The sequence below is a fragment of the Sphingomonas melonis genome (assembly GCF_013409985.1).
Lineage (GTDB): Bacteria > Pseudomonadota > Alphaproteobacteria > Sphingomonadales > Sphingomonadaceae > Sphingomonas > Sphingomonas melonis_A.
Map to the genome: position 1 here is coordinate 528,809 of NZ_JACCBY010000002.1, position 20,563 is coordinate 549,371.

The following is a 20,563-nucleotide window of genomic DNA, read 5'->3' on the forward strand; positions in this document are numbered from 1 at the left end:
TAAGAAATCTTGCGACTAACGTATTTTAAGCAGTCCTCAATGTGATCGGGGCCATGGAGCGGCATGCGGTGGCGGTGGTGCTCCTTTGCTGTGGTTCTGGCGGGTGCGGCGTGCGGGTTGACGGGCTCGGCAGCGCGGCCCTCGTCTGCGCCTGCCGTCGCCGCACCGACGCGCGCTGCCGATGATCCGTGGGCAGCGGCCGCGGACCTGTTCTTCAAGGTCGCCGCGCGCGACGACGGCATCCCCGATGCCGGCCTGCCGCGTGCGGTGGCGCAGGACCGCGACGGCTTCATCTGGCTCGGCACCGACGGCGGCCTGGCGCGCTGGGACGGCACCGGCTTCAAGACCTATTCGACCGAGCCGAGCGACGGTGCCGGCGCGCTGCCCGAACTGATGGTCAACACGCTGTTCACGGATCGCGCCGGCCGGCTGTGGCTGGGGATGAGCGCCGAGGGGCTGCTGTGGCGCGATCCGCTCACCGACACCTTCCATCGCCCGCCCAACCGCACCCCGCTCGATCGCGCCCATGTCACCGCGATCACCGACGACGGCGGCGGCGGCCTGTGGGTCGGCAGCGAGGCCGGGCTGAGCCATGTCCGCGGATCGGATCATCGTGCGACGCTGATCACCGGCCTGCCACCGGGGCGGGTCGGCGCGGTCCACCGCGATGCCGCCGGCCGGCTGTGGATCGCCGATGAAGGGCAGCTGTTCCGCCGCGACGCCGCCGGCCGCCTCACCGCGGTGCCGGTGCCGGGCGTGGTCGGGACGATCACCGCGCTCATCACCGACGGCTATGGCCGGCTGTGGATCACCACCAGCGGATCGGGCTTCCATGTCATCGCACCCGACGGCAGCATCCGCCACCTGCCGATCATCGTCGACGGCCATGCGCCGCCGATCAGCACGATCATCGATGCGGGGCACGGCATGCTGTGGGCCGCATCGCGCGCCGGCATCCTGATCATCGATCCGGCGACGCTGCGCATCCGCCGCCTGGCCCATGACCCGCAGCTGCCCGCCAGCCCGGCGGAGAACGGCCTCAACCACCTGATGCGCGACCGCTCCGGGCTGGTGTGGATCGTCGGCGATGCGACGCTGAGCTATGTCGATCCGGCGCCGCGCCGCGTGCTCGGCCTCGTCAGCGCGTTGCGCCCCAGCCCGCGCCAGCAGCCCGACGTGGTCTGGTCGCTCGGCATCGCGCCCGACGGTGCGCTCTGGTACGGCTCGCCCGATATCCCCGCCTCGCGCATCGCCCCTGCCGGGGCGACCGGGCTGACACCGCCGCAGCGGCTGCCGGGCGCGCTTCGCAACGTCCAGTCCTTCACCTTCGCCGCCGATGCCGCCTATACCGCGGGCGAAAGCGGGCTGTTCCGCCTGTCGCTCGATGGCCGACGCGCGCAGCGGCTGTCGGCGGAGTCCTGGTCGCGGGTGCTGATGCACGGGCCGCAGCTTTATGCCGGGAACGGCCTCGGCGTCGCATTGCTCGACACGCGCCGTCCGGGCGTGCCGCAGCGCCTGCCCTGGTCGAAATCGCTCACTGATTTGCGCGTCCGCTCGCTCGCCTTCACCCCCGACGGGCTGCTGTGGGTCGGCACGGCGCGCGGGCTCAACCGCGTCGACCTGGCCAGCGGCCGCGTCGTCGGCATCCGCCCGGGCGACGGCGGCGAGGCCGGGCTGAAGGCGAATTTCGTCGGCACCCTGCTCGCCGATCGCGAAGGCCGGCTGTGGGCGGGAACGATCGGCGGCGGCATCACCATCTTCGCGCGCCGCAACGGCGGCTGGCACGCCATCGCGCATCTCGGCCGGCGCGAGGGATTGCCGCACGACACCGTGGACAAGCTGCTGCTCGGCAGCGACGGCGCGATCTGGGCGAGCACCGATAGCGGCATCGCGCGGATCGATGCCGCCAGCCTGGCCGTCGCGCCGCTGCATGCCGCCGACGGCGTCCCCTTCACTGCCTATTGGACCGGCGCGGGCGGCACGCTCCCCGACGGACGGCTGGTGTTCGCGGGCTTCGGCGGGTTGACGATGGTCGATCCGGCGGCGCCGTCGCGCGCGGCGGCGGACGTGCCGCTGCGCTTCACGTCGGTGCGCGGCAACGGCAAGGCGTTCATCCCGGTGCCCGGCCGGATGCTGACCATCGGATCGGGCGAGCGCAGCCTGACCGCCGAGTTCGCGCGGCTCGACTTCGCCGCGGCGCGTGACCAGGTCTATGTCTACCGGCTGTTCCCGCGCGAGACGAACTGGACGCGGGTCGACGCGCTGCACCGGATCGCGCGCTACACCAACCTGCCGCCGGGCCGGTCGACGCTGGTGGTCCGCGCGCTCGGCCCGGTCGATCGCGGCGGCACGCGCCTTCTCGGCACTCCGCTGACGCTGGATATCGACGTGCAGACGCGGTGGTTCGAAACCACCGTGTTCCGCATCGTCGGCGCCGCGACGATCGTCGCGATCCTGCTCGCGCTGCTCAACCTGCGGCTGCGCGCGGCGCGCCAGCGCGAGAAGCAGCTCGAACGGCTCGTCGAGCGGCGCACCGCCGAACTGCTCGTCAGCCAGTCCGAGCTGGAGAAGCTCGCCTATACCGACACGCTGACCGGGCTCGGCAACCGGCGGCTGTATGGCGAGATGCTGAGCCGCCACCTGGGCGAGGCGCGGCATGCGCCGTTCGGGCTGCTGCTGATCGATCTCGACCGGTTCAAGCAGGTCAACGATGCGCTCGGCCACGATGTCGGCGACGCGCTGCTGGTCGAGGTCGCCGACCGGCTGAGCGCGACGATCCGCCAGCACGACAGCATCTTCCGCCTCGGCGGCGACGAGTTCGCGGTGATCATCGCCGGGCTCGACGGCAGGGGCGCGATCGACGAGACCTGCCGCCGGCTCTACGCCGCCTTTGCGACGCCGGTGACCGTCGGCCTCCACCGCCTGCATGTCGAACTCAGCATCGGCGCGGTCGTCGCGCGCGCGGAGGGGCTGTCGACCGAAGCGGTGTACAAGCTGGCCGACCTCGCGCTCTACGACGCCAAGCGCGCCGGCCGCGGCACCTGGCGCCTGTCGCCGAGCGACCCCGAGGCGTAGACAGGCGCGGCGAGCGGCGCAACGGGGTGGGCGCGGAGGTATGACCTCCACGCCGCCCGCAGCTCACATCTTTAAGGCGTGGGACACAGCGTTACACGGTCTCTAGCAACACGTCTCCGCGTGGCCACTGACCCAGCAGGCTCCTGCCGAGGCAGGAGCGAAGAGACCGACCCAACTGCGGCTAAGCACGCCAGGCCTTACCCCTGCCAGCCGGGCCGGAGCGCCAGGCGCAGGATACGGTCATTCGCGGTCATGTAGAGCGCGCGACCACTCTCGCCGAACGCGCAATTGGCGATCGGAGCGCCGCTTTCGACGATGCCGAGCGGCTCCGCCTCGGGCGTCATGAACATCATCCCGCCAGGCACCGAACAAACCAGCGTTCCGTCGCGCGCCACCTTCATGCCGTCGGGCAGGCCAGCCCCGCCGGCTTCCTTCATCGTCTTGGCATCAAACAGCATGCGCCCCGCTCCCGGACGGCCGTCAGGATCGAGATCGTAGGCCATGATCCGCGGCGCGGCCTCGTCGGAGACGGAGACGTAGAGCCGCCGCTCGTCGGGGGACAGCGCGATGCCGTTGGGACCGGTCAGGCCGCCTTCGATCAGCGTGACCTTTCCGTCCGGGTGTAATCGATAGACGCCGTTGACCGATTGCTCCTTGAGCGGCGATTTATCGTAACCGATGAGGCCATAGGGCGGATCGGTGAACCAGATGCTGCCGTCGCGGGCGACATGCATGTCATTGCAACTGTTGAAGCGTTTGCCGTCATAGTGGTCGGCGAGGACCGTGCGCTTCTTGGTGGTGAGATCAAGCCGGTCAATGCTGCGTCCGCCGCTATTGGCGATCAGTAGATGCCCGTTTCGGTCGAGCGCCAAGCCGTTCGATCCGGCTTCGCGGACCAGCTTGGGATCCGTCCCGACCGCCCCCGATGGGCTTAGAAATCGCGTCAAACCGCGGCCGCGCTGCCAGCGCCAGATAAGATTCTCTTTCGGGTCGGAGAAGAGAAGATAATCCCCTGCCGGTACCCACACGGGTCCTTCGGCCCAAGTGATGCCGGTCGCGATCACCTCGGGCTGCGTACCCGGCACGATCATGCGGTCAAGCGCTGGCGCGAGGCGGCGCAGGCGCGGTGCCTGCGGCGTCTGTGCGCGAGCTCCGGTGGCGAGCAGGGCAAGCCCACCGGCTAGAACGATGCGACGATCCGGGCGCATCATCCCGGTGTCACCCGGGCAGTGCGCGCGCGCGTCAGCGTCGGGATAGGACGATCTCGGCATTGTATCAGCTCCAGTTTAACAGGTCGGGTGCGGTGAAGTCGCCCAACGGGAGGATGTGACTAGATAGACGGCAGGTCGTGCCGACAGCGCTGCGATTGATGCCGCTCGTTGGCTCGCCGGATTGGATCGCCGCGGTATCGAAGAAGAGCAGCGGTGTCTGTAGGATGTCCAACGCCTTTGGTTTGCAGGCTCTGCGCCAAGATCACGACATCATCGGAGCAGTGAAAATGGGCCCGAACCCTCTTTCTTGACAGCAGCGCCAGACGTAAGTGCCCCGATACCATGCCCCGCTCTCTGGGCGTGTTCCGTCGCCCCTACCCTTTATAGCACGTCGGCGCCCTCTTTGGTTAACACCTGAACGTCTGTCGGTTGGCTAGCCCGACCAAAGTCGATGCCGGCTGGGCCGGCTCGGCAGTCACCTCCTGTGAAAGCGAATGACAGCACTAGGAGATTTTGGCTCGCGCCGACGCGCGGAAACGCAGAGGTATATTATGCAGCACAGCGTGTTCCTGTCACCGGCAGCATTTGGCGGGAAAAAAAACAGCGCAAAACCTCTCCCTCTCCGCGTCTAGCGCGCCGCCCGTTTCTCGTATCCGGGCAGCGGCCGATCTAAACGTCCAAGTGCCTTGGCATTACTTGGGCGGACAAGTGATTTTCGAGATTCCGCTGGGGCTGATTGTATGGTTAATGGGGAGCCAGCTTTAGCCCGGGCTTGCGATGGGTAATGAGTGGCAGGCGGATCGTACGCGTTGGCTTGCCCCGTATCTGCAGCGGGTGGGTAACATGGCGCGAAATCGAATGTGTCCGACGCACGTCGCCGGCCTGATCGGGCCGGACGATCGAAAAAGCATTCAGCCCAACGCGATCGCTTATGACCAGCTCCATCATCTCAGCGTGCCCGGCCGGTAGGACAGCAACCCGCTAAAAGGTACCTTGTGAAGCCACACAGGCACTTGTCGGCGGCAACGAGGCCTGGCCGATCATCGACGGACACCTTGCCGAAGAAGTCAAGGCGTCCGTCTGCGTCGTGCCCCAATATGCCACGGCGCTGGACAAGATCGCGAACTGTCAGAAGCTGGTATTGGTGACGCTGGCCTCGGACGAAGGTCTGCACATGCTAAGCTTGCGGCTTGTTCCTGCCGAAAGCTGGATGAGCGATGCTGCGCGCAGGGACAAGGCCAGCGTGCCAGCCCCCGTGCGGGAATACCGCACGGGGCCAGACGCGATCGAGGAGATCGATCGTGTTGTCACTGCCGGGGTGCGCTTCTGCTGCGTGCTCGCAAATACCGGTTATGGCCTGTCTGTTCCCTCGATACGGCAACGGCTGAAATCGCGGCCGCCACCTGGTCGAGAACGCCTTCTGTCGCTTCAAGAATCTTCACCACGTGGCCACTCGCTACGACAAACTCGCGACCAACTTCCTACCAGCCGTAGCCATTGTAATCGTGCTCGCCTTCCAGCGCTGATTGAGGCTCCACTCTAGGCAAGATAGGCCGCAAGCCGGTCCGCCGTGCCGGGCGGTACGTGCAGGCCGAGCTTGCTGCGCCGCCACAGCACGTCCTCGGCGGTGCGCGCCCATTCCTGCGCGACGAGATAGTCGACCTCGCCGGTGTACAGACCGCCGCCGAGATCCTGGCCGAGATCGCGGTCGAGGATCACAGTCGCGCGCGTGCCGTAGGCGTGCGCCAGCCGGCGCAGCAGATCGCGCGACATTTCGGGATAGCGCTGCTGCAGGTCCGCCAGAAAGCGCGCGAAGTCGCCGTGCGGCATGTCGCCGCCGGGCAGCGCCGCGCCCGCGGTCCATGCCGGGGCGCTGATCCCCAGCAGCGGCGCGAGATCGCGCAGCGCATGTTCGGCGAGCTTGCGGTAGGTGGTGATCTTGCCGCCATAGACGCTGAGCATCGGCGCGCGCCCCTCGCCCGCGTCGAGGTCGAGGACGTAGTCGCGCGTCACCGCCGAGGCGTTCGCCGCCCGGTCGTCGTAGAGCGGCCGGATGCCGGCGTAGCTCCACACGATATCGGCCTCCCCAACCCGATGCTCGAAATAGCGGTTGATCGTGTCGAGCAGGTAGCGCGTCTCCGCCGGCCCGATCGCCGCGCGGGCCGGCGGATCGGTCCAGGGCTCGTCCGTCGTCCCGACCAGGGTGAACCGCCCCTCGTAGGGAATGGCGAAGACGATGCGGCGATCCGCATTCTGCAACATGAAGGCATGGTCGCCCTCGTAGAGCTGCGGCACGACGATATGGCTGCCCTTGACCAGCCGCACGCCGCGGTCGTTGCGCCCGCCGGCGGTACGCCCGAGCACGTCGGCGACCCACGGCCCCGCCGCATTGACCAGCGCGCGGGCAGTCACCATGCGGACATGGCCGTCCTTGTCGGCGATCTCGGCGATCCAGTGGCCGGTGCCGCGCTCGGCGCCGACCAGCTTCGTCCGGGTGGCGATCGTCGCGCCGCGCTCCGCCGCGTCGCGCGCGTTGAGCACGACGAGCCGGCTGTCCTCGACCCAGCAATCCGAATAGACGAACGCCTTGCCCGTCCGCGGCGCCAGCCCCTGCCCCAGCGGCGAGCGGGCCAGCGCGACGGTCTCCGTCCCCGGCAGGGTCTTGCGGCCGCCGAGATGGTCGTAGAGGAACAGCCCCATCCGCACCATCCAGGCCGGTCGCGGCGAATGGGTCTGCGGCAAGACGAAGCGCAACGGCCAGATGATGTGCGGTGCCATGCGCCACAATCGCTCACGCTCGATCAGCGCCTCGCGCACCAGCCGGATCTCGCCATATTCAAGGTAGCGCAGCCCGCCGTGGATCAGCTTGGTCGAGGCGGAGGAGGTATGGCCGGCGAGATCGTCCTGCTCGACCAGCAACACCGACAGGCCCCGTCCCGCGGCATCGCGCGCGATGCCGGTGCCGTTGATGCCGCCGCCGACGACCAGCACGTCGACACTCTCGCCTGCCCCCCGCTCCATCCTCAAAATCCTTCGCTTTTGCTGCGATCGCGCATAGCCTGTTCGCCGCCAGATCGAAACGTTCGCGCTCCGGCCGCAGCGTGACAGTAACCGGAGGGATCGCTTGGCCAAGACGCATATTCTGGTCATCGATCAGGGCACGACCTCGACGCGCAGCATCGTCTTCGACGGCGAGGCGCGCCGCGTCGGCATCGCCCAGGCCGAGTTCGCCCAACATTATCCCGAACCCGGCTGGGTCGAGCACGATCCCGAAGACATCTGGCGCGATGCACGCGCCACCGCCCGCGCGGCGCTGGCGAACAGCGGCCTTGCCGCTGCGGACCTCGCCGCGATCGGCATCACCAACCAGCGCGAGACCGCCGTCGTCTGGGACCGCGCCACCGGCGTGCCGATCCACCGCGCGATCGTCTGGCAGGACCGCCGCGGCGCGGCGCGCTGCCAGCACCTCAAGGACGATGGCGCCGAGGATCTGGTCCGCGCCCGCACCGGGCTGCTGATCGACCCCTATTTCTCCGCGACCAAGATCGCCTGGCTGCTCGATCACGTCGCGGGCGCGCGCGACCGGGCCGAGCGCGGTGAACTCGCCTTCGGCACGATCGACTCCTTCCTGCTCTGGCGGCTCACCGGCGGTGCCGTGCATGCGACCGACATCACCAATGCGTCGCGCACGATGCTCTACGACATCCACCGCCAATGCTGGGATGCCGAGCTATGCCGGTTACTGCGCGTGCCGGAGGCGATGCTGCCGCAGGTCCACGATAATGCGCATCTCTACGGCGCCACCGTGCCCGATCTGCTCGGCGCGGCGGTGCCCGTCGCGGGGATCGCCGGCGACCAGCAGGCGGCGCTGTTCGGACAGGCGTGTTTCGCGCCCGGCATGGCCAAGTCGACCTATGGCACCGGCTGTTTCATGCTGCTGAACACCGGCACGGAGGCGGTCGCGTCGCAGCATCGCCTGCTCACCACCCCCGCCTATCGGCTCGACGGCCGCACCGTCTATGCGCTGGAAGGCTCGATCTTCGTCGCCGGCGCGGCGGTGAAATGGCTGCGCGACGGCATCGGGGTCATCACCCACGCCAGCCAGACCGACGACCTCGCCACCCGCGTTCCCGACAACCACGGCGTCTATATGGTCCCCGCCTTCACCGGCCTCGGCGCACCGCATTGGGACCCGGAGGCGCGTGGCGCGATCTATGGCCTGACGCTCGGCGCCGGGGCGGCGCATCTCGCCCGCGCCGCCTTGGAGGCGGTGGCGTTCCAGACGATGGACCTTGCCGAGGCGATGGCGGCAGACGGCGGCGGCCATCCGGCGATCCTGCGCGTCGATGGCGGCATGGCGGCGAACGACTGGCTGTGCGGCTTCCTCGCCGACATGATCGATACGCCGGTCGAGCGCCCCGCCGATCTGGAGACGACGGCACGCGGCGCGGCCTTTCATGCCGGGCTGGCGACGGGCGTCTGGTCGGGGCTCGACCACCTCTCGCGCTTGTGGTCGCGGGATCGCTGCTTCGAGCCCACCATGACCGCCGAGGAGCGCGCGCCGCTCGCCGCCGGCTGGCACGATGCGGTGCGGCGCACGCTTGGCCCACGCGGCTGATGCGATGGCGGTGCCGATCTGTCCGACAGATCATCGTGGGCCGCACGTTAGCGGCAGCAAGTTTCGCAAATATCACGACAATCCCGCTTGAGTCTGTCCGACCGCTTCGCCTACCACCATGGCTGCCGTGATTCGCGGCACCGACAGATCGCCCGTCGCGGCGGCGCAGGACGGGGAGGATGAGGCGATGATCGGAACGCTTGCTAATTGCATCCCGCCGTCGATGCGTCGACCGTCGTCGATCGCCCCGGCCGCGCCGTTCCGCGTGCCGGCCCTCCTGCCCATCGGAGCCTGACATGGATATCGGACGTCGTGACCTTCTGCTGTCTGCGGCGGCGCTGACCGTCGGCTCCAGCGCGATCGGGCGGGCGGCGCCTGACCGGCCGCTCGGCTATGCGATCGTCGGTCTCGGCAGCTACGGCCTGGGCGTCATCATCCCGCAATTCGCCAATTGCACGCACAGCCGCCTCGCCGCGGTGGTCAGCGGCGATGCCGCCAAGGCGCAGCGCGTCGCGGCGGAGCACGGTCTGCCGGCACGATCGGTCTATTCCTACGCCAATTTCGACACGATCCGCGACAATCCCGATGTCGACATCGTCTATGTCTGCCTGCCCAATTCGATGCATGCCGAATATACCATCCGCGCCGCACAGGCCGGCAAGCATGTGATGTGCGAGAAGCCGATGGCGGTGTCGGTCGCCGAATGCGAGGCGATGATCGCCGCCTGCAAGAAGGCCAATCGCAAGCTGATGATCGGCTATCGCTGCCATTTCGAGCCGTTCAACCTGGAGGCGATGCGCCTCGCGCGGACCGGTGCGGCGGGCAAGATCCGCTACGTCCGCACCGAGCATGGGTTCACCCAGGGCAGCCCGTCGGCGTGGCGGCTCAAACGTGCCTTGGCGGGCGGCGGCTCGCTGATGGACATGGGCGTCTACAGCCTGCAGGCGGCGCGCTACATGACCGGCGAGGAGCCCATCGCGGTCACCGCGCGCGAATCCACCGACCGGCGCGATCCGCGCTTCACCGAGGTCGAGGACATGATCGAATGGACGCTGGAATTCCCGTCCGGCGCGATCGCCGGCTGCCAGTCGATGTACAGCGCCAACCAGAACCATATCCTGCTGATGGGCGACAAGGGCCGTATCGAGCTGGAGCCGGCGACGCGCTATGACGGCAATCATATGTGGCTCGGCCGCGATGGTCGCGAGCGTGAGGTGACGCCGCCGCCCGGCCCGGCCAAGACGCAGTTCGCCGGCCAGCTCGATCACCTCGCGCAATGCGTGCGGAGCGGGCGCGAGCCGATCGTCTCCGGCGAAGAGGGATTGCGCGACATGCGGATCGTCGAGGCGATCTATCGCTCGGCCCGCGAGGGGCGGACGATCCGGCTGGACGGACGCGCATGACCGTCGTGCGCCGCCGCCTCGCCCTGACGCTCACCCTGCTGCTCGCCGCGCCGACCGCAGCGCAGACCCACGCGCCCGCCCGCTTCGCCACCGCCGCCGACGTCCGCGCGCAGATCGCGACCATGGCCAAGGCGATGAAGCCCGGCCAGGGCTTCGCCTATCAGCCGCTCGTGGAGGCCGACGGCCATGTCGCGGCGCTGGAGATCTGGAAATCGCCCGGCCGCCCCGCGGTCCATCCCGGCGAGGCGGAATATGTCATGGTCGTCGACGGCGCCGGCACGATGATCTCGGGCGGCACGCTGATCGACGGCAAGGCCACCCGCCCCGACCTGACCGAGGGCAGCCGCATCGAGGGCGGCACGACACGCACGCTGAAGCCCGGCGACATCTTCCTGGTACCGGCGGGCGTCCCGCACTGGTTCGGCATTACCGGGCCGCGGCTCGTCCTGCTCGGCACGAAGCTGCCCACTGCACGCTGAACGTCCCCGGCGGCGCTCCTGCGTCGCCGGTCGGGCCCGCGCGGCGCACATGCGGATCATGCGCACCAATCTAGTTGCAGCCTCTATATTACAGAGGGGTGCTCCGCCGCGTCCGACGGCGGCAGCAAAATATGTCACGCCCGGCGCTTTTGCGCCCTGCACCCGCGCGCCATTAACGGCTTTTAAATCCATTACTGACCAAAAGGCCGTCGTTAGCTGTCTCGCCCCGCTTTAGCATCGGCATGCCGGCGAACGGCATTCTTGCGCTATAATATAGTGAGGCGATCGACTGATGACCACCATGACATTGGTGCTCGATGAACAGGCGTGTCTGAAGACGGTCGGCATCATTGCCGAGCGGATGATCGATGCTGCCGCAGAGCATGGTGATATTTGCCTCGATCTTGCCGCGGCGGACAATATCGATCTCAGCGTCTTGCAAGTGATCGAGTCTGCACGTCGACATGCCGCGGACAGCGGCGCCAGGCTGACCCTGGCGCAGCCCGCGTCGCTGGCGCTGACGGCGCTGCTCGACCGTGCCGGTTTCCTCGCCGCGGCCTCGCCGGCCGACATAACATTCTGGTTTCACGGAGAATTGCCGCAATGACCGCTTCCATCCTCACCGTCGACGACAGCGCCAGTCTCCGCATGGCGATCCGCATCGCGCTGACGGGAGCGGGCTATAGCGTCACCGAGGCCGGTGACGGCGTGGAGGGTCTTGCCAAGGCGGCGGAGACGCGCTTCGACCTGATCGTCACCGATCTCAACATGCCCAACATGGACGGGCTGACGATGATCCGCGAGCTGCGCAAGCAGCCCGAGCAGGCCGGCGTGCCGATCCTGTTCCTGACCACCGAGTCGGACGGCGACATCAAGGCGCAGGCCAAGGCGGCGGGCGCGACGGGCTGGCTGGTCAAGCCGTTCGTCCCCGAACAACTCGTCAAGACCGCACGCAAGGTGCTCGGAAGATGAGCGAGGATCCCGCCGCCGCCTTCCGGGTCGAGGCCGCCGAACTGCTCGACCAGGTCGAACAGGGGCTGCTCGATCTCGGCCACCAGCTCGGCGACATGACGCTGGTCAACGCCGTGTTCCGCGGGCTGCACACGCTGAAGGGCTCGGGCGCGATGTTCGGGTTCGATGCGCTCGCCGCCTTCACCCACCATTGCGAAAGCGCATTCGACAAGGTCCGCAAGGGCGAGGTACCGGCAACGGAGGAACTGGTCGCCGTCATCCTGTCGGCGGGCGACCATATGCGCGCGCTCGTCGATGGCGAGGCGATTCCCGCCGAGGGTGATGCCATCCTGGCGCAGCTCGCCGAGGCGGTGGCCGCGGCACAGACCGGGGGCGCCGCGGCTGCGGCCGCACCGGCGGCGGTGCCGCGCGGCTGGAAGCTGTTCTTCCGCCTGCCCGTCGACGCGATGCGCAACGGAACCAACCCGCTGACGCTGCTCGACGAATTGCGCGAGCTGGGCGAGTGCACGATCGCGGTGCGGACCGATACGGTGCCGCCGCTGCCGGCACTGGTCCCCACCGACTGCCATCTCGGCTGGGATGTCACGCTGGTCGGCGACGTCAGCCGCGAGGCGATCGAAGATGTCTTCATCTTCGTGATGGACGACATGACGCTCGAGATCGAGCCGATCGCGGTGGAGGCGGACGCCCCGCCCGTGATCGCCGAGGAAGCGCCGGCCGCCGTGATCGTGCCACCTGCCGCGGAAGACGACGGACAGCCCGCCGGCAAGCTGCCGGTCAAGCCCGCGGCGGAAAGCGTCCGCGTGCCCGCCGAGCGGCTCGACGTGCTGATGGATCGCGTCGGCGAGCTGGTGATCGCGCAGAGCCGGCTGTCGCAGCTCGCGCATCAGGACGGCGGCGTCGCGCTGCGCTCGGTGTCCGAGGAGATCGAGCGGCTGTCGGGCGAATTGCGCGACACGATGATGGGGCTGCGCATGGTGCCGGTCGGCACGCTGTTCGGCCGCTTCCGTCGCCTCGTCCACGATCTCGCCCGCGACACCGGCAAGGCGATCGAACTGGTCACCGACGGCGAGGCGACCGAGATCGACAAGACGGTGGTCGAGCGCCTGTTCGACCCGCTCGTCCATATCGTCCGCAACAGCTGCGACCATGGCCTGGAGGCGGCGGACGTGCGCCTCGCGGCAGGCAAACCCGAGACGGGGACGGTGCGGATGTCGGCGCATCAGGCGGGTGGCGAGGTCGTGATCACCATCCGCGACGACGGCCGCGGCATCGATCGCACCCGCGTCCGTGCCAAGGCGGAGGCGAGCGGCCTCATCCAGCCCGGCGAGGTGCTGACCGATGGCGAGCTGCTCGGCATGATCTTCGCGCCCGGCTTCTCCACCGCGGCGCAGGTCACGAGCCTGTCCGGCCGCGGCGTCGGCATGGACGTCGTCAAGCGCACGATCGAGATGCTGCGCGGGACGATCGACGTCGCCTCGGTCGACGGCGAGGGCTCGACGATCACGCTGCGCATCCCGCTGACGCTGGCGATCATCGACGGCCTGCTCGTCCGCGTCGGCGAGGGGCGCTACGTGCTGCCGCTCGCCGCGGTCGAGGAATGCCTCGAACTGAGCCCGGAAGAGGATCTGCGCTCGCGCGGGCGGAGCCTGATCACCCTGCGCGACCGGCTGGTGCCGTTCGTCCGGCTGCGCGACCTGTTCGCCACCGGCACCGCCCCCGATCCCTATCAGAAGATCGTCGTCGTCTCGATCGGCGCCGAGCGTGTCGGGCTGGTCGTCGACCAGATCATCGGCAACCACCAGACCGTGATCAAGTCGATGTCGGCGCTGCACCGCGACATCGGCTCCTTCTCGGGCGCCACCATCCTCGGCGACGGCAACGTCGCCCTCATCCTCGACATCGGCCACCTCGTCGATCTCGCCCAGCCCCGGGAGGAGCGGCTGCAGGCCGCGGGATAAGCCATGACCGATCACGCATCCCTGCCCTGGACCGCCGATGGCGCGCTCGAGGTGCTGTCCTTCAACGTCGGCGGCGAGACCTTCGCGATCGAGGCCGTGCTGGTGCAGGAAATCCTCGACCTGATGCCGGAAACCGCGGTGCCCGGTGCCGACCCGCTGGTCGGCCATGTCATCAACTTCCGCGGCCGCGTCATCCCCCTCGCCGACCTGCGCCGTGCCTTCGACATGGAGCCGGCGGAGGCGACGCGCGACAGCCGCATCGTCGTCATCGAGCGGCCGATCGGCGAGACGGTCGAGCTGATCGGGCTGCGCGCCGACCGGGTCAACGAGGTCGCGACGCTGTCCGCGGCCGATTGCGAGGCGACGCCGACGATCGGCATGCGCTGGCGCCGCGATCATGTCCGCGGGCTGATCCAGCACGGCGGCGAGATCGTCGTCATGCCCGACCTCGATGCGATCTTCGCGACCGTCCTACACTGATCCCAGCCGCGGCTGCCGGCCGCTCCATCCATAAGAACAAGGGGGAGAAACCTGTCATGAATGCCTTCACCAACCTCTCGATACCGAAGAAGCTGATCGTCTGCTTCACGATCCTGCTGCTCTTCGCGATCGGCGCCAACGCGGTCATCTACAACAAGTCGAACGACCTGAAGGCGGCGACCGCGATGAACCAGCATACGTTCGCGGTGATCGGCGCCGCCAACCGGATTCAGGAGAATGCGGTCAATCAGGAAACCGGCTATCGCGGCTATCTGCTGTCGGGTGACCCCAAGTTCCTCGAACCCTATCGCAAGGGCGCGAGCGGCCTCGCCGCTGCCTGGGAAGAGGCGCGCAAGCTAACCACGGACAACCCGCGCCAGCAGGAGCGGTTGCAGCGGATCAAGTCGCTGGTCGACGACTGGCACGACCGCGTCTCCGAACGCGCCATCCACCTGATGGGCAATCCGCAGACCGTCGCCGCAGCGCGCCAGATCGAGATCAGCGGTGCGGGCAAGCAGGTGTTCGACAGCCTGCGTGCCGAGATCGGTGCGGTGACCGACGAGGAAAACCGCCTGATGGCCGAGCGCCAGACGGCACAGACCGTCGCCTTCGACATGATCGAGCGCTCGATCTTCATCGGCACGGCGCTGACGCTGGTGCTGTTGATCGCGATCGGCTTCGGCATGACGGTGACGATCGCACGGCCGGTCGGCCGCGTCGCCGAACTGCTCGGCAAGCTCGCCACGCCGCTGGTCAGCGACCGGCGCGACGAGGTCGGGCGGATGCTCGGCAGCGCACAGGCGGTCGAGGCTGCATTCCGCGACATTTCCAACGTCGTTGCGGCTGTGTCGATCGGCGACCTCTCGCAGCGGCTCGATCGCGACTATGGCGGCCTGAGCAGCGAGGTCGGCCGGTTGCTGACCACGATGACCGTCAACCTCAACACGATGGCGACGCTGGCCGACCGGATCGCCGGCGGTGATCTCGCCGTCGAGCACACGCCGCTGTCGGACAAGGACACGCTGGGCCGCGCGCTGGAGACGATGATCGCGCGTCTCACCACCGTCGTCGCCGACGCCATCGCCGCGGCGCAGAGCGTCAGCGCGGGCAGCCAGCAGCTGTCGTCGGCGTCCGAGCAGGTCAGCCAGGGCGCGACCGAACAGGCCGCCGCCGCCGAGGAAGCCTCGGCCTCGATGGAGCAGATGGCCGCCAACATCAAACAGAACGCCGACAATGCCGCGCAGACCGAGAAGATCGCGCGCCAGTCGTCGAGCGAGGCCGAGCGCAGCGGTGCCGCCGTCCAGCGCGCGGTGGGTGCGATGCGCACGATCGCCGAGAAGATCGGCTTCGTCCAGGAGATCGCGCGCCAGACCGATCTGCTCGCGCTCAACGCCGCGGTCGAGGCGGCACGGGCCGGCGACCACGGCAAGGGCTTTGCCGTCGTCGCAGCCGAAGTGCGCAAGCTCGCCGAGCGCAGCCAGGCCGCCGCGACCGAGATCAGCACGATGTCGTCGGACACCGTCGGTGCCGCCACCGAAGCGGGCGACATGCTGATCCGCCTCGTCCCCGACATCCGCCGCACCGCGGAACTGGTCGCCGAGATCAGCGCCGCCTGCCGCGAGCAGGATATCGGCGCCTCGCAGATCAACCAGGCGATCCAGCAGCTCGATCAGGTCACCCAGCAGAACGCCTCGGCATCCGAGCAGATCTCCTCGACCTCGGACTCGCTCGCCGATCAGGCGGAGGAATTGCAGCACAGCATCGCCTTCTTCCGCCTCGGCGACGACGAACGGCCTGCCCCCACGCCATCCGCCGTGCGCAAGCCGGTGCCGGCCGCTCCGGCTCGCCGCCGTCCGTCGATCAAGGGCACCAAGAACGCCAGCCTGTCCAAAGTGAAGCCGGGCTCGGTTGCCGACCAGCAGACCCGTGTCCGCGGCTTCGCACTCGACCTGACCAATGGCGGTCCGGATGCCGAAGACGCGGATTTCGGTCGCGCCGCCTGAACGATCCCTCCGGATGGCGACCCGATCGCCATCCGGGCCGGCAGACCAGTCCGGTCTGCATAATCACCACGCTCCACCAAGCGTTTTCGTTTTAGGATTTACGCTATGCGCGCAACGATCAAGATGAAGCTCGGCATCGCATTTGCGATCCTGACGGCGATGCTGCTGATGGTGATCGGCCTTGGCATCGCCAAGTCGAACACACTCAATGACGCGATCACCGACATCATCGCCGGCCCGGCCAAACAGTTGCAGACTGCGCAGCAGGTCGAGGCCCAGCTCGGCTATATGCTGTCGAACCAGAAGGCGCTCGCGCTCAACACCGACCAGCAGATCATGGCCGGTTATAACAACGACACGGCGCGCCGCGTTCGTCTGTTCGAAAGCCTGCTCAACGACGGCGAAGCGCGCTCCGCTGCGGAAGACAAGCCGCTTTGGCGGCAGGTGCGACAGGACTGGGGCACGCTGAAGCCCGTCTACGAGCGGATCAGCGCGCTCGGCACCGCCAACGAGAACGAGAAGGCAGGCAATCTCACTGAAACCGAGCAGAAGACGATGGTCGAAGCGATCACCCGCGACATCGGCAGCATCGTCGATCGGCAGAGCACGCATATGCATGAGGCGGACGAAGAGACGAACGTGCTTTATGCCAACACGCGCAATCTGCTGATCGGGGTCGGCATTGCCGCGACGCTGCTCGCAATCGGATGCGCTGTCTGGATTTCGATGCTGGTGTCGCGCGGACTGAAGCGGATCGGGGCCGCCGTAGACGCGGTGGCGATCGGCGATCTCGACCATGACGCCGTCGTGACCAACAACGATGAGATCAAGGATCTGGTCGACACCGTCAACCGGATGACCGCCAATCTGCGGCAGAGCGCGCAGCTCGCCCAGTCGGTCGCGGGCGGGGACCTCACCATCGATCACAAGCCGCTGTCCGACAAGGATACGCTTGGCCACGCCTTGGTGACGATGATCGAGAAGCTGCGGATGGTGGTCGGCGATGCGACGCAGGCCTCGGCCAGCGTCGCGGCGGGCAGCCAGCAGCTGTCGTCGGCGTCCGAGCAGGTCAGCCAGGGCGCGACCGAACAGGCCGCCGCCGCCGAGGAAGCCTCGGCCTCGATGGAGCAGATGGCCGCCAACATCAAACAGAATGCCGACAATGCCGCGCAGACCGAGAAGATCGCGCGCCAGTCGTCGAGCGAGGCCGAGCGCAGCGGTGCCGCCGTCCAGCGCGCGGTCGGCGCGATGCGCACGATCGCCGACAAGATCGGCTTCGTCCAGGAGATCGCGCGCCAGACCGACCTGCTCGCGCTCAACGCCGCGGTCGAAGCGGCGCGGGCCGGCGATCACGGCAAGGGCTTCGCCGTGGTGGCGGCCGAGGTGCGCAAGCTCGCCGAGCGCAGTCAGGCCGCCGCGACCGAGATCAGCACGATGTCGGCCGATACCGTCGGCACTGCCACCGAAGCGGGCGATATGCTGATCCGCCTCGTCCCCGACATCCGCCGCACCGCGGAACTGGTCGCCGAGATCAGCGCCGCCTGCCGCGAGCAGGATATCGGCGCCTCGCAGATCAACCAGGCGATCCAGCAGCTCGATCAGGTCACCCAGCAGAACGCCTCGGCCTCCGAGCAGATCTCGTCGACCTCCGAGTCGCTCGCCGACCAGGCCGAAGAATTGCAGCAGAGCATCGCCTTCTTCCGCCTTGCGGAGGATCGCGCGACATCCACACCGACCACCCGTCGGCCGGCGGGCGCCGCGCCGGCGCGGGGCGCTACCACCAAGGGAACCAAGATGGCGAAGCTGGCAAGGCCCAAGCCTGGGACGATCATCGATCAGCAGGCGCGGGTCCGCGGTTTCGCGCTCGACCTCGCCAATGGCGGTCCGGATGCGGAAGACGCCGATTTCGGACGCGCGGCATGAGCGGCGGGGATAGCGCGCTGCAGACGATCGTCTTCGGCATCGGAGACGAGCTGTTCGCCCTGCCGATCGGCGTGGTTCGGGAAATCCTGGATCATGGCCCGGCGTTCCGCGTGCCAAACGCGCCGGACTGGCTGATCGGCCTGTGCGACGTGCGCGGCCTGTCGGTGCCGATGGTGGACTTCCGCATCTGCCTCGGCCTGCCGACGGTCGAGGTCACGCCGGCGACGCGCGTGCTGGTGGTCGAATCGGACACCGGCGGCGCCCGTCCGCTCGTCATCGGCCTCGTCGTCGACCGGGTGCTCGACGTCAGCACCTGGCCGCGCGAGGCGGTCGAGCCGCTGCCCGACACCGGCACCGCCTGGCATTCGCGCCATGTCGTCAGCGTCCTGCGCCGCGACGGCGGCTTCGTCGGCCTGCTCGAACTCGGCGGCATCCTCCAGGGCATGGAGCAGGTCCTGACCGAGCAGCCTACGGCGCCCCGCGCCGCGGCGGTGTCGTGAGCGACTTCAGCTATGACCTGATCACCGAGGATCTGCTGTCGGCGAGGGACTTTGCCCGCATCTCGGCCTACATCACCGAGGTGTCGGGCATTAAAATGCCCTCCAACAAATCGTCGATGCTCAGCGGCCGCCTGCGCCGCCGGGTGCGCGCGGTCGGTTTCGAGACGCTCTCCGAATATTGCGCCTGGCTGTTCGAGGCGGGCGGTCTCGATGCCGAGGCCGAGCATCTGATCAACGCGGTCACCACCAACAAGACCGACTTCTTCCGCGAGCCCGGCCATTTCGACTATCTCACCGGCACGCTGCTGCCGGCGCTGAAAGCGGAAGGCCGCAACCGCCTGCGCGTGTGGAGCGCGGGCTGTTCGACCGGTGCGGAGCCGTATACGCTCGCGATGCTGCTCGATGCCTACGCGCAGGATCGCGGCGGGCCGGATTTCGGCATCCTCGCCACCGATCTCGACACCGACGTGCTGGCGGTCGCCCGGCGCGGCGTCTTCCCGCGCGCGGCGATCGAGCCGGTGCCGGCGATGCTGCAACAGCGGTACGTGCTGCGCCCGATCACCCCGGGCCGCGACGAGGTGCGGATCGCGCCGGCACTGCGGTCGGCGATCGGCTTCGCACCGCTCAACCTGATGGACGATCATTATCCCGTCGGCGCGCCGATGGACATGATCTTCTGCCGCAACGTGCTGATCTACTTCGATCGCCCGACGCAGGAACAGGTCGTCCGGCGCCTGATCGCCAACCTGAAGCCGGGCGGCCACCTGTTCCTCGGCCATTCGGAATCGATCGCCGACCTCGACCTTCCTCTCACCCTGGTGGGCAACACCATCTTCAGGCGTCACTGACATGCCGGCCAAGAAAGTCCGTGTCCTGATCATCGACGACAGCGCCAGCGTGCGCCAGGCGATGACCCAGATCCTCTCCGCCGATCCCGAGATCGAGGTGATCGCCGCCGCCGCCGATCCCTTCGCCGCGGCGCGCTATATCCAGGCCGAGGTGCCCGACGTCATCACCCTCGACGTCGAGATGCCGCGGATGGACGGCATCACCTTCCTGCGCCGGATGATGGCGCAATGCCCGACGCCGGTCGTGATGTGTTCGTCGTTGGTCGAGGAGGGGTCGGAGACGCTGCTCCAGGCGCTGGAGGCGGGCGCGGTGGACGTCATCCTCAAGCCGCGGGTCGGCGTCGCCGATCATCTGGTCGAGGCGCATCTCCACATCTGCGAAGTGGTGAAGGGCGCCGCCAAGGCCAAGCTCGGCCGCCGCCAGCCCGCCCCGACCGCGCCGCAGCAGCGGCTGACCGCCGATGCGGTCCTGCCGCCGCCCAGCGGCCGCGCGATGAGCCGCACGACCGAGATGGTGGTCTGCATCGGCGCCTCGACCGGCGGCACCGAGGCGCTGCGCGAGGTGCTCACCGCCCTGCCCGCCAATTCGCCCGGCATCGTCGTCGTCCAGCATATGCCCGAAAGCTTCACCCGCGCCTTCGCCAAGCGGCTCGACGGGATGTGCGAGGTCGACGTCAAGGAAGCCGAGGATGGCGACACGGTGATGCGCGGCCGGGTGCTGATCGCGCCGGGCGGGTTGCGCCACATGATGCTCGAACGCCAGGGCGCACGCTACGTCGCGGCGGTGCGCGAAGGACCGCTGGTGTCGCGGCATCGCCCGTCGGTCGACGTGCTGTTCCGCTCCGCCGCGCGCAATGCCGGATCGAACGCGGTCGGCATCATCATGACCGGCATGGGCGACGACGGTGCGCGCGGCCTGCTCGAGATGAAACAGGCCGGCGCACGCACGCTGGCGCAGGACGAGGCGACGTCGATCGTCTTCGGCATGCCCAAGGAAGCGATCGCGCGCGGCGCCGCCGATCGCGTCGTGCCGCTCAACGCGATCGCCCGTGAACTGCTGCTCGCCGCTACACGATAACAAGGACAAACC

At 68.3% G+C, this 20,563-nt stretch carries 17 protein-coding genes; 15 read left to right on the top strand and 2 right to left on the bottom strand.

The features are described from left to right. The first annotated feature begins 117 nt into the window (after positions 1 to 117). Positions 118 to 3,075, top strand: coding sequence for a ligand-binding sensor domain-containing diguanylate cyclase (locus HD841_RS09030; RefSeq protein WP_179508531.1), 2,958 nt, complete (start codon positions 118 to 120; stop codon positions 3,073 to 3,075). A 197-nt stretch (positions 3,076 to 3,272) separates the two neighbouring features. On the opposite strand, the gene HD841_RS09035 is transcribed toward HD841_RS09030, so the two are convergent. Beyond that, positions 3,273 to 4,286 carry an SMP-30/gluconolactonase/LRE family protein gene (locus HD841_RS09035; RefSeq protein WP_179508532.1) on the bottom strand — a complete coding sequence of 338 codons (1,014 nt, stop codon included), beginning with the start codon at positions 4,284 to 4,286 and terminating at the stop codon, positions 3,273 to 3,275. Between the two features lie 1,087 nt (positions 4,287 to 5,373). Here HD841_RS09035 and HD841_RS21000 point away from each other — a divergent pair. After that, a complete protein-coding gene (locus tag HD841_RS21000) occupies positions 5,374 to 5,829 on the top strand; it encodes a transposase (protein ID WP_179508533.1) in 456 nt (151 codons plus the stop codon). On the opposite strand, the gene glpD is transcribed toward HD841_RS21000, so the two are convergent. Beyond that, positions 5,826 to 7,307 (bottom strand): glycerol-3-phosphate dehydrogenase, encoded by a 1,482-nt coding sequence (gene glpD, locus HD841_RS09045; RefSeq protein WP_179508534.1) that lies wholly within the window; start codon positions 7,305 to 7,307, stop codon positions 5,826 to 5,828. The genes HD841_RS21000 and glpD overlap by 4 nt on opposite strands. Before the next feature lie 103 nt (positions 7,308 to 7,410). Here glpD and glpK point away from each other — a divergent pair, with 103 nt between their 5' ends. From glpK to HD841_RS09110, 13 genes are all read left to right on the top strand, one after another. Then, complete coding sequence (glpK, locus tag HD841_RS09050; RefSeq protein ID WP_179508535.1) at positions 7,411 to 8,904, top strand: glycerol kinase GlpK; 1,494 nt, start codon at positions 7,411 to 7,413, stop codon at positions 8,902 to 8,904. A 118-nt stretch (positions 8,905 to 9,022) separates the two neighbouring features. Continuing rightward, positions 9,023 to 9,199, top strand: a complete 177-nt coding sequence (locus tag HD841_RS09055) for a hypothetical protein (RefSeq protein ID WP_179508536.1) — start codon at positions 9,023 to 9,025, stop codon at positions 9,197 to 9,199. Between the two features lies 1 nt (position 9,200). Next, positions 9,201 to 10,307, top strand: coding sequence for a Gfo/Idh/MocA family protein (locus HD841_RS09060; RefSeq protein WP_179508537.1), 1,107 nt, complete (start codon positions 9,201 to 9,203; stop codon positions 10,305 to 10,307). Then, entirely contained in the window at positions 10,304 to 10,786 is a 483-nt protein-coding gene (locus HD841_RS09065; protein ID WP_179508538.1) for a cupin domain-containing protein, read from the top strand. Before HD841_RS09060 ends, HD841_RS09065 begins: the two co-directional genes overlap by 4 nt. Before the next feature lie 292 nt (positions 10,787 to 11,078). Continuing rightward, entirely contained in the window at positions 11,079 to 11,393 is a 315-nt protein-coding gene (locus HD841_RS09070) for an STAS domain-containing protein (protein ID WP_179508539.1), read from the top strand. Further along, entirely contained in the window at positions 11,390 to 11,758 is a 369-nt protein-coding gene (locus HD841_RS09075; protein ID WP_179508540.1) for a response regulator, read from the top strand. Before HD841_RS09070 ends, HD841_RS09075 begins: the two co-directional genes overlap by 4 nt. Next, on the top strand, positions 11,755 to 13,719 hold the full coding sequence (locus HD841_RS09080; protein WP_179508541.1) for a chemotaxis protein CheA: 1,965 nt from the start codon (positions 11,755 to 11,757) through the stop codon (positions 13,717 to 13,719). Before HD841_RS09075 ends, HD841_RS09080 begins: the two co-directional genes overlap by 4 nt. Positions 13,720 to 13,722: 3 nt before the next feature. After that, positions 13,723 to 14,199 carry a chemotaxis protein CheW gene (locus HD841_RS09085; RefSeq protein ID WP_179508542.1) on the top strand — a complete coding sequence of 159 codons (477 nt, stop codon included), beginning with the start codon at positions 13,723 to 13,725 and terminating at the stop codon, positions 14,197 to 14,199. A gap of 56 nt (positions 14,200 to 14,255) precedes the next feature. Then, positions 14,256 to 16,202 (top strand): methyl-accepting chemotaxis protein, encoded by a 1,947-nt coding sequence (locus tag HD841_RS09090; RefSeq protein ID WP_179508543.1) that lies wholly within the window; start codon positions 14,256 to 14,258, stop codon positions 16,200 to 16,202. Between the two features lie 105 nt (positions 16,203 to 16,307). After that, positions 16,308 to 18,125, top strand: coding sequence for a methyl-accepting chemotaxis protein (locus HD841_RS09095; RefSeq protein WP_179508544.1), 1,818 nt, complete (start codon positions 16,308 to 16,310; stop codon positions 18,123 to 18,125). Beyond that, the gene (locus tag HD841_RS09100; RefSeq protein ID WP_179508545.1) at positions 18,122 to 18,625 is read left to right on the top strand and encodes a chemotaxis protein CheW; all 504 of its coding nucleotides are present in this window, start codon (positions 18,122 to 18,124) and stop codon (positions 18,623 to 18,625) included. Before HD841_RS09095 ends, HD841_RS09100 begins: the two co-directional genes overlap by 4 nt. Then, on the top strand, positions 18,622 to 19,473 hold the full coding sequence (locus tag HD841_RS09105) for a CheR family methyltransferase (RefSeq protein ID WP_373562976.1): 852 nt from the start codon (positions 18,622 to 18,624) through the stop codon (positions 19,471 to 19,473). The genes HD841_RS09100 and HD841_RS09105 overlap by 4 nt, the downstream gene beginning before the upstream one ends. Position 19,474: 1 nt before the next feature. After that, positions 19,475 to 20,551: a protein-glutamate methylesterase/protein-glutamine glutaminase gene (locus HD841_RS09110; RefSeq protein ID WP_179508546.1), complete on the top strand. Its 1,077-nt coding sequence runs from the start codon at positions 19,475 to 19,477 to the stop codon at positions 20,549 to 20,551. Positions 20,552 to 20,563: the final 12 nt, after the last annotated feature.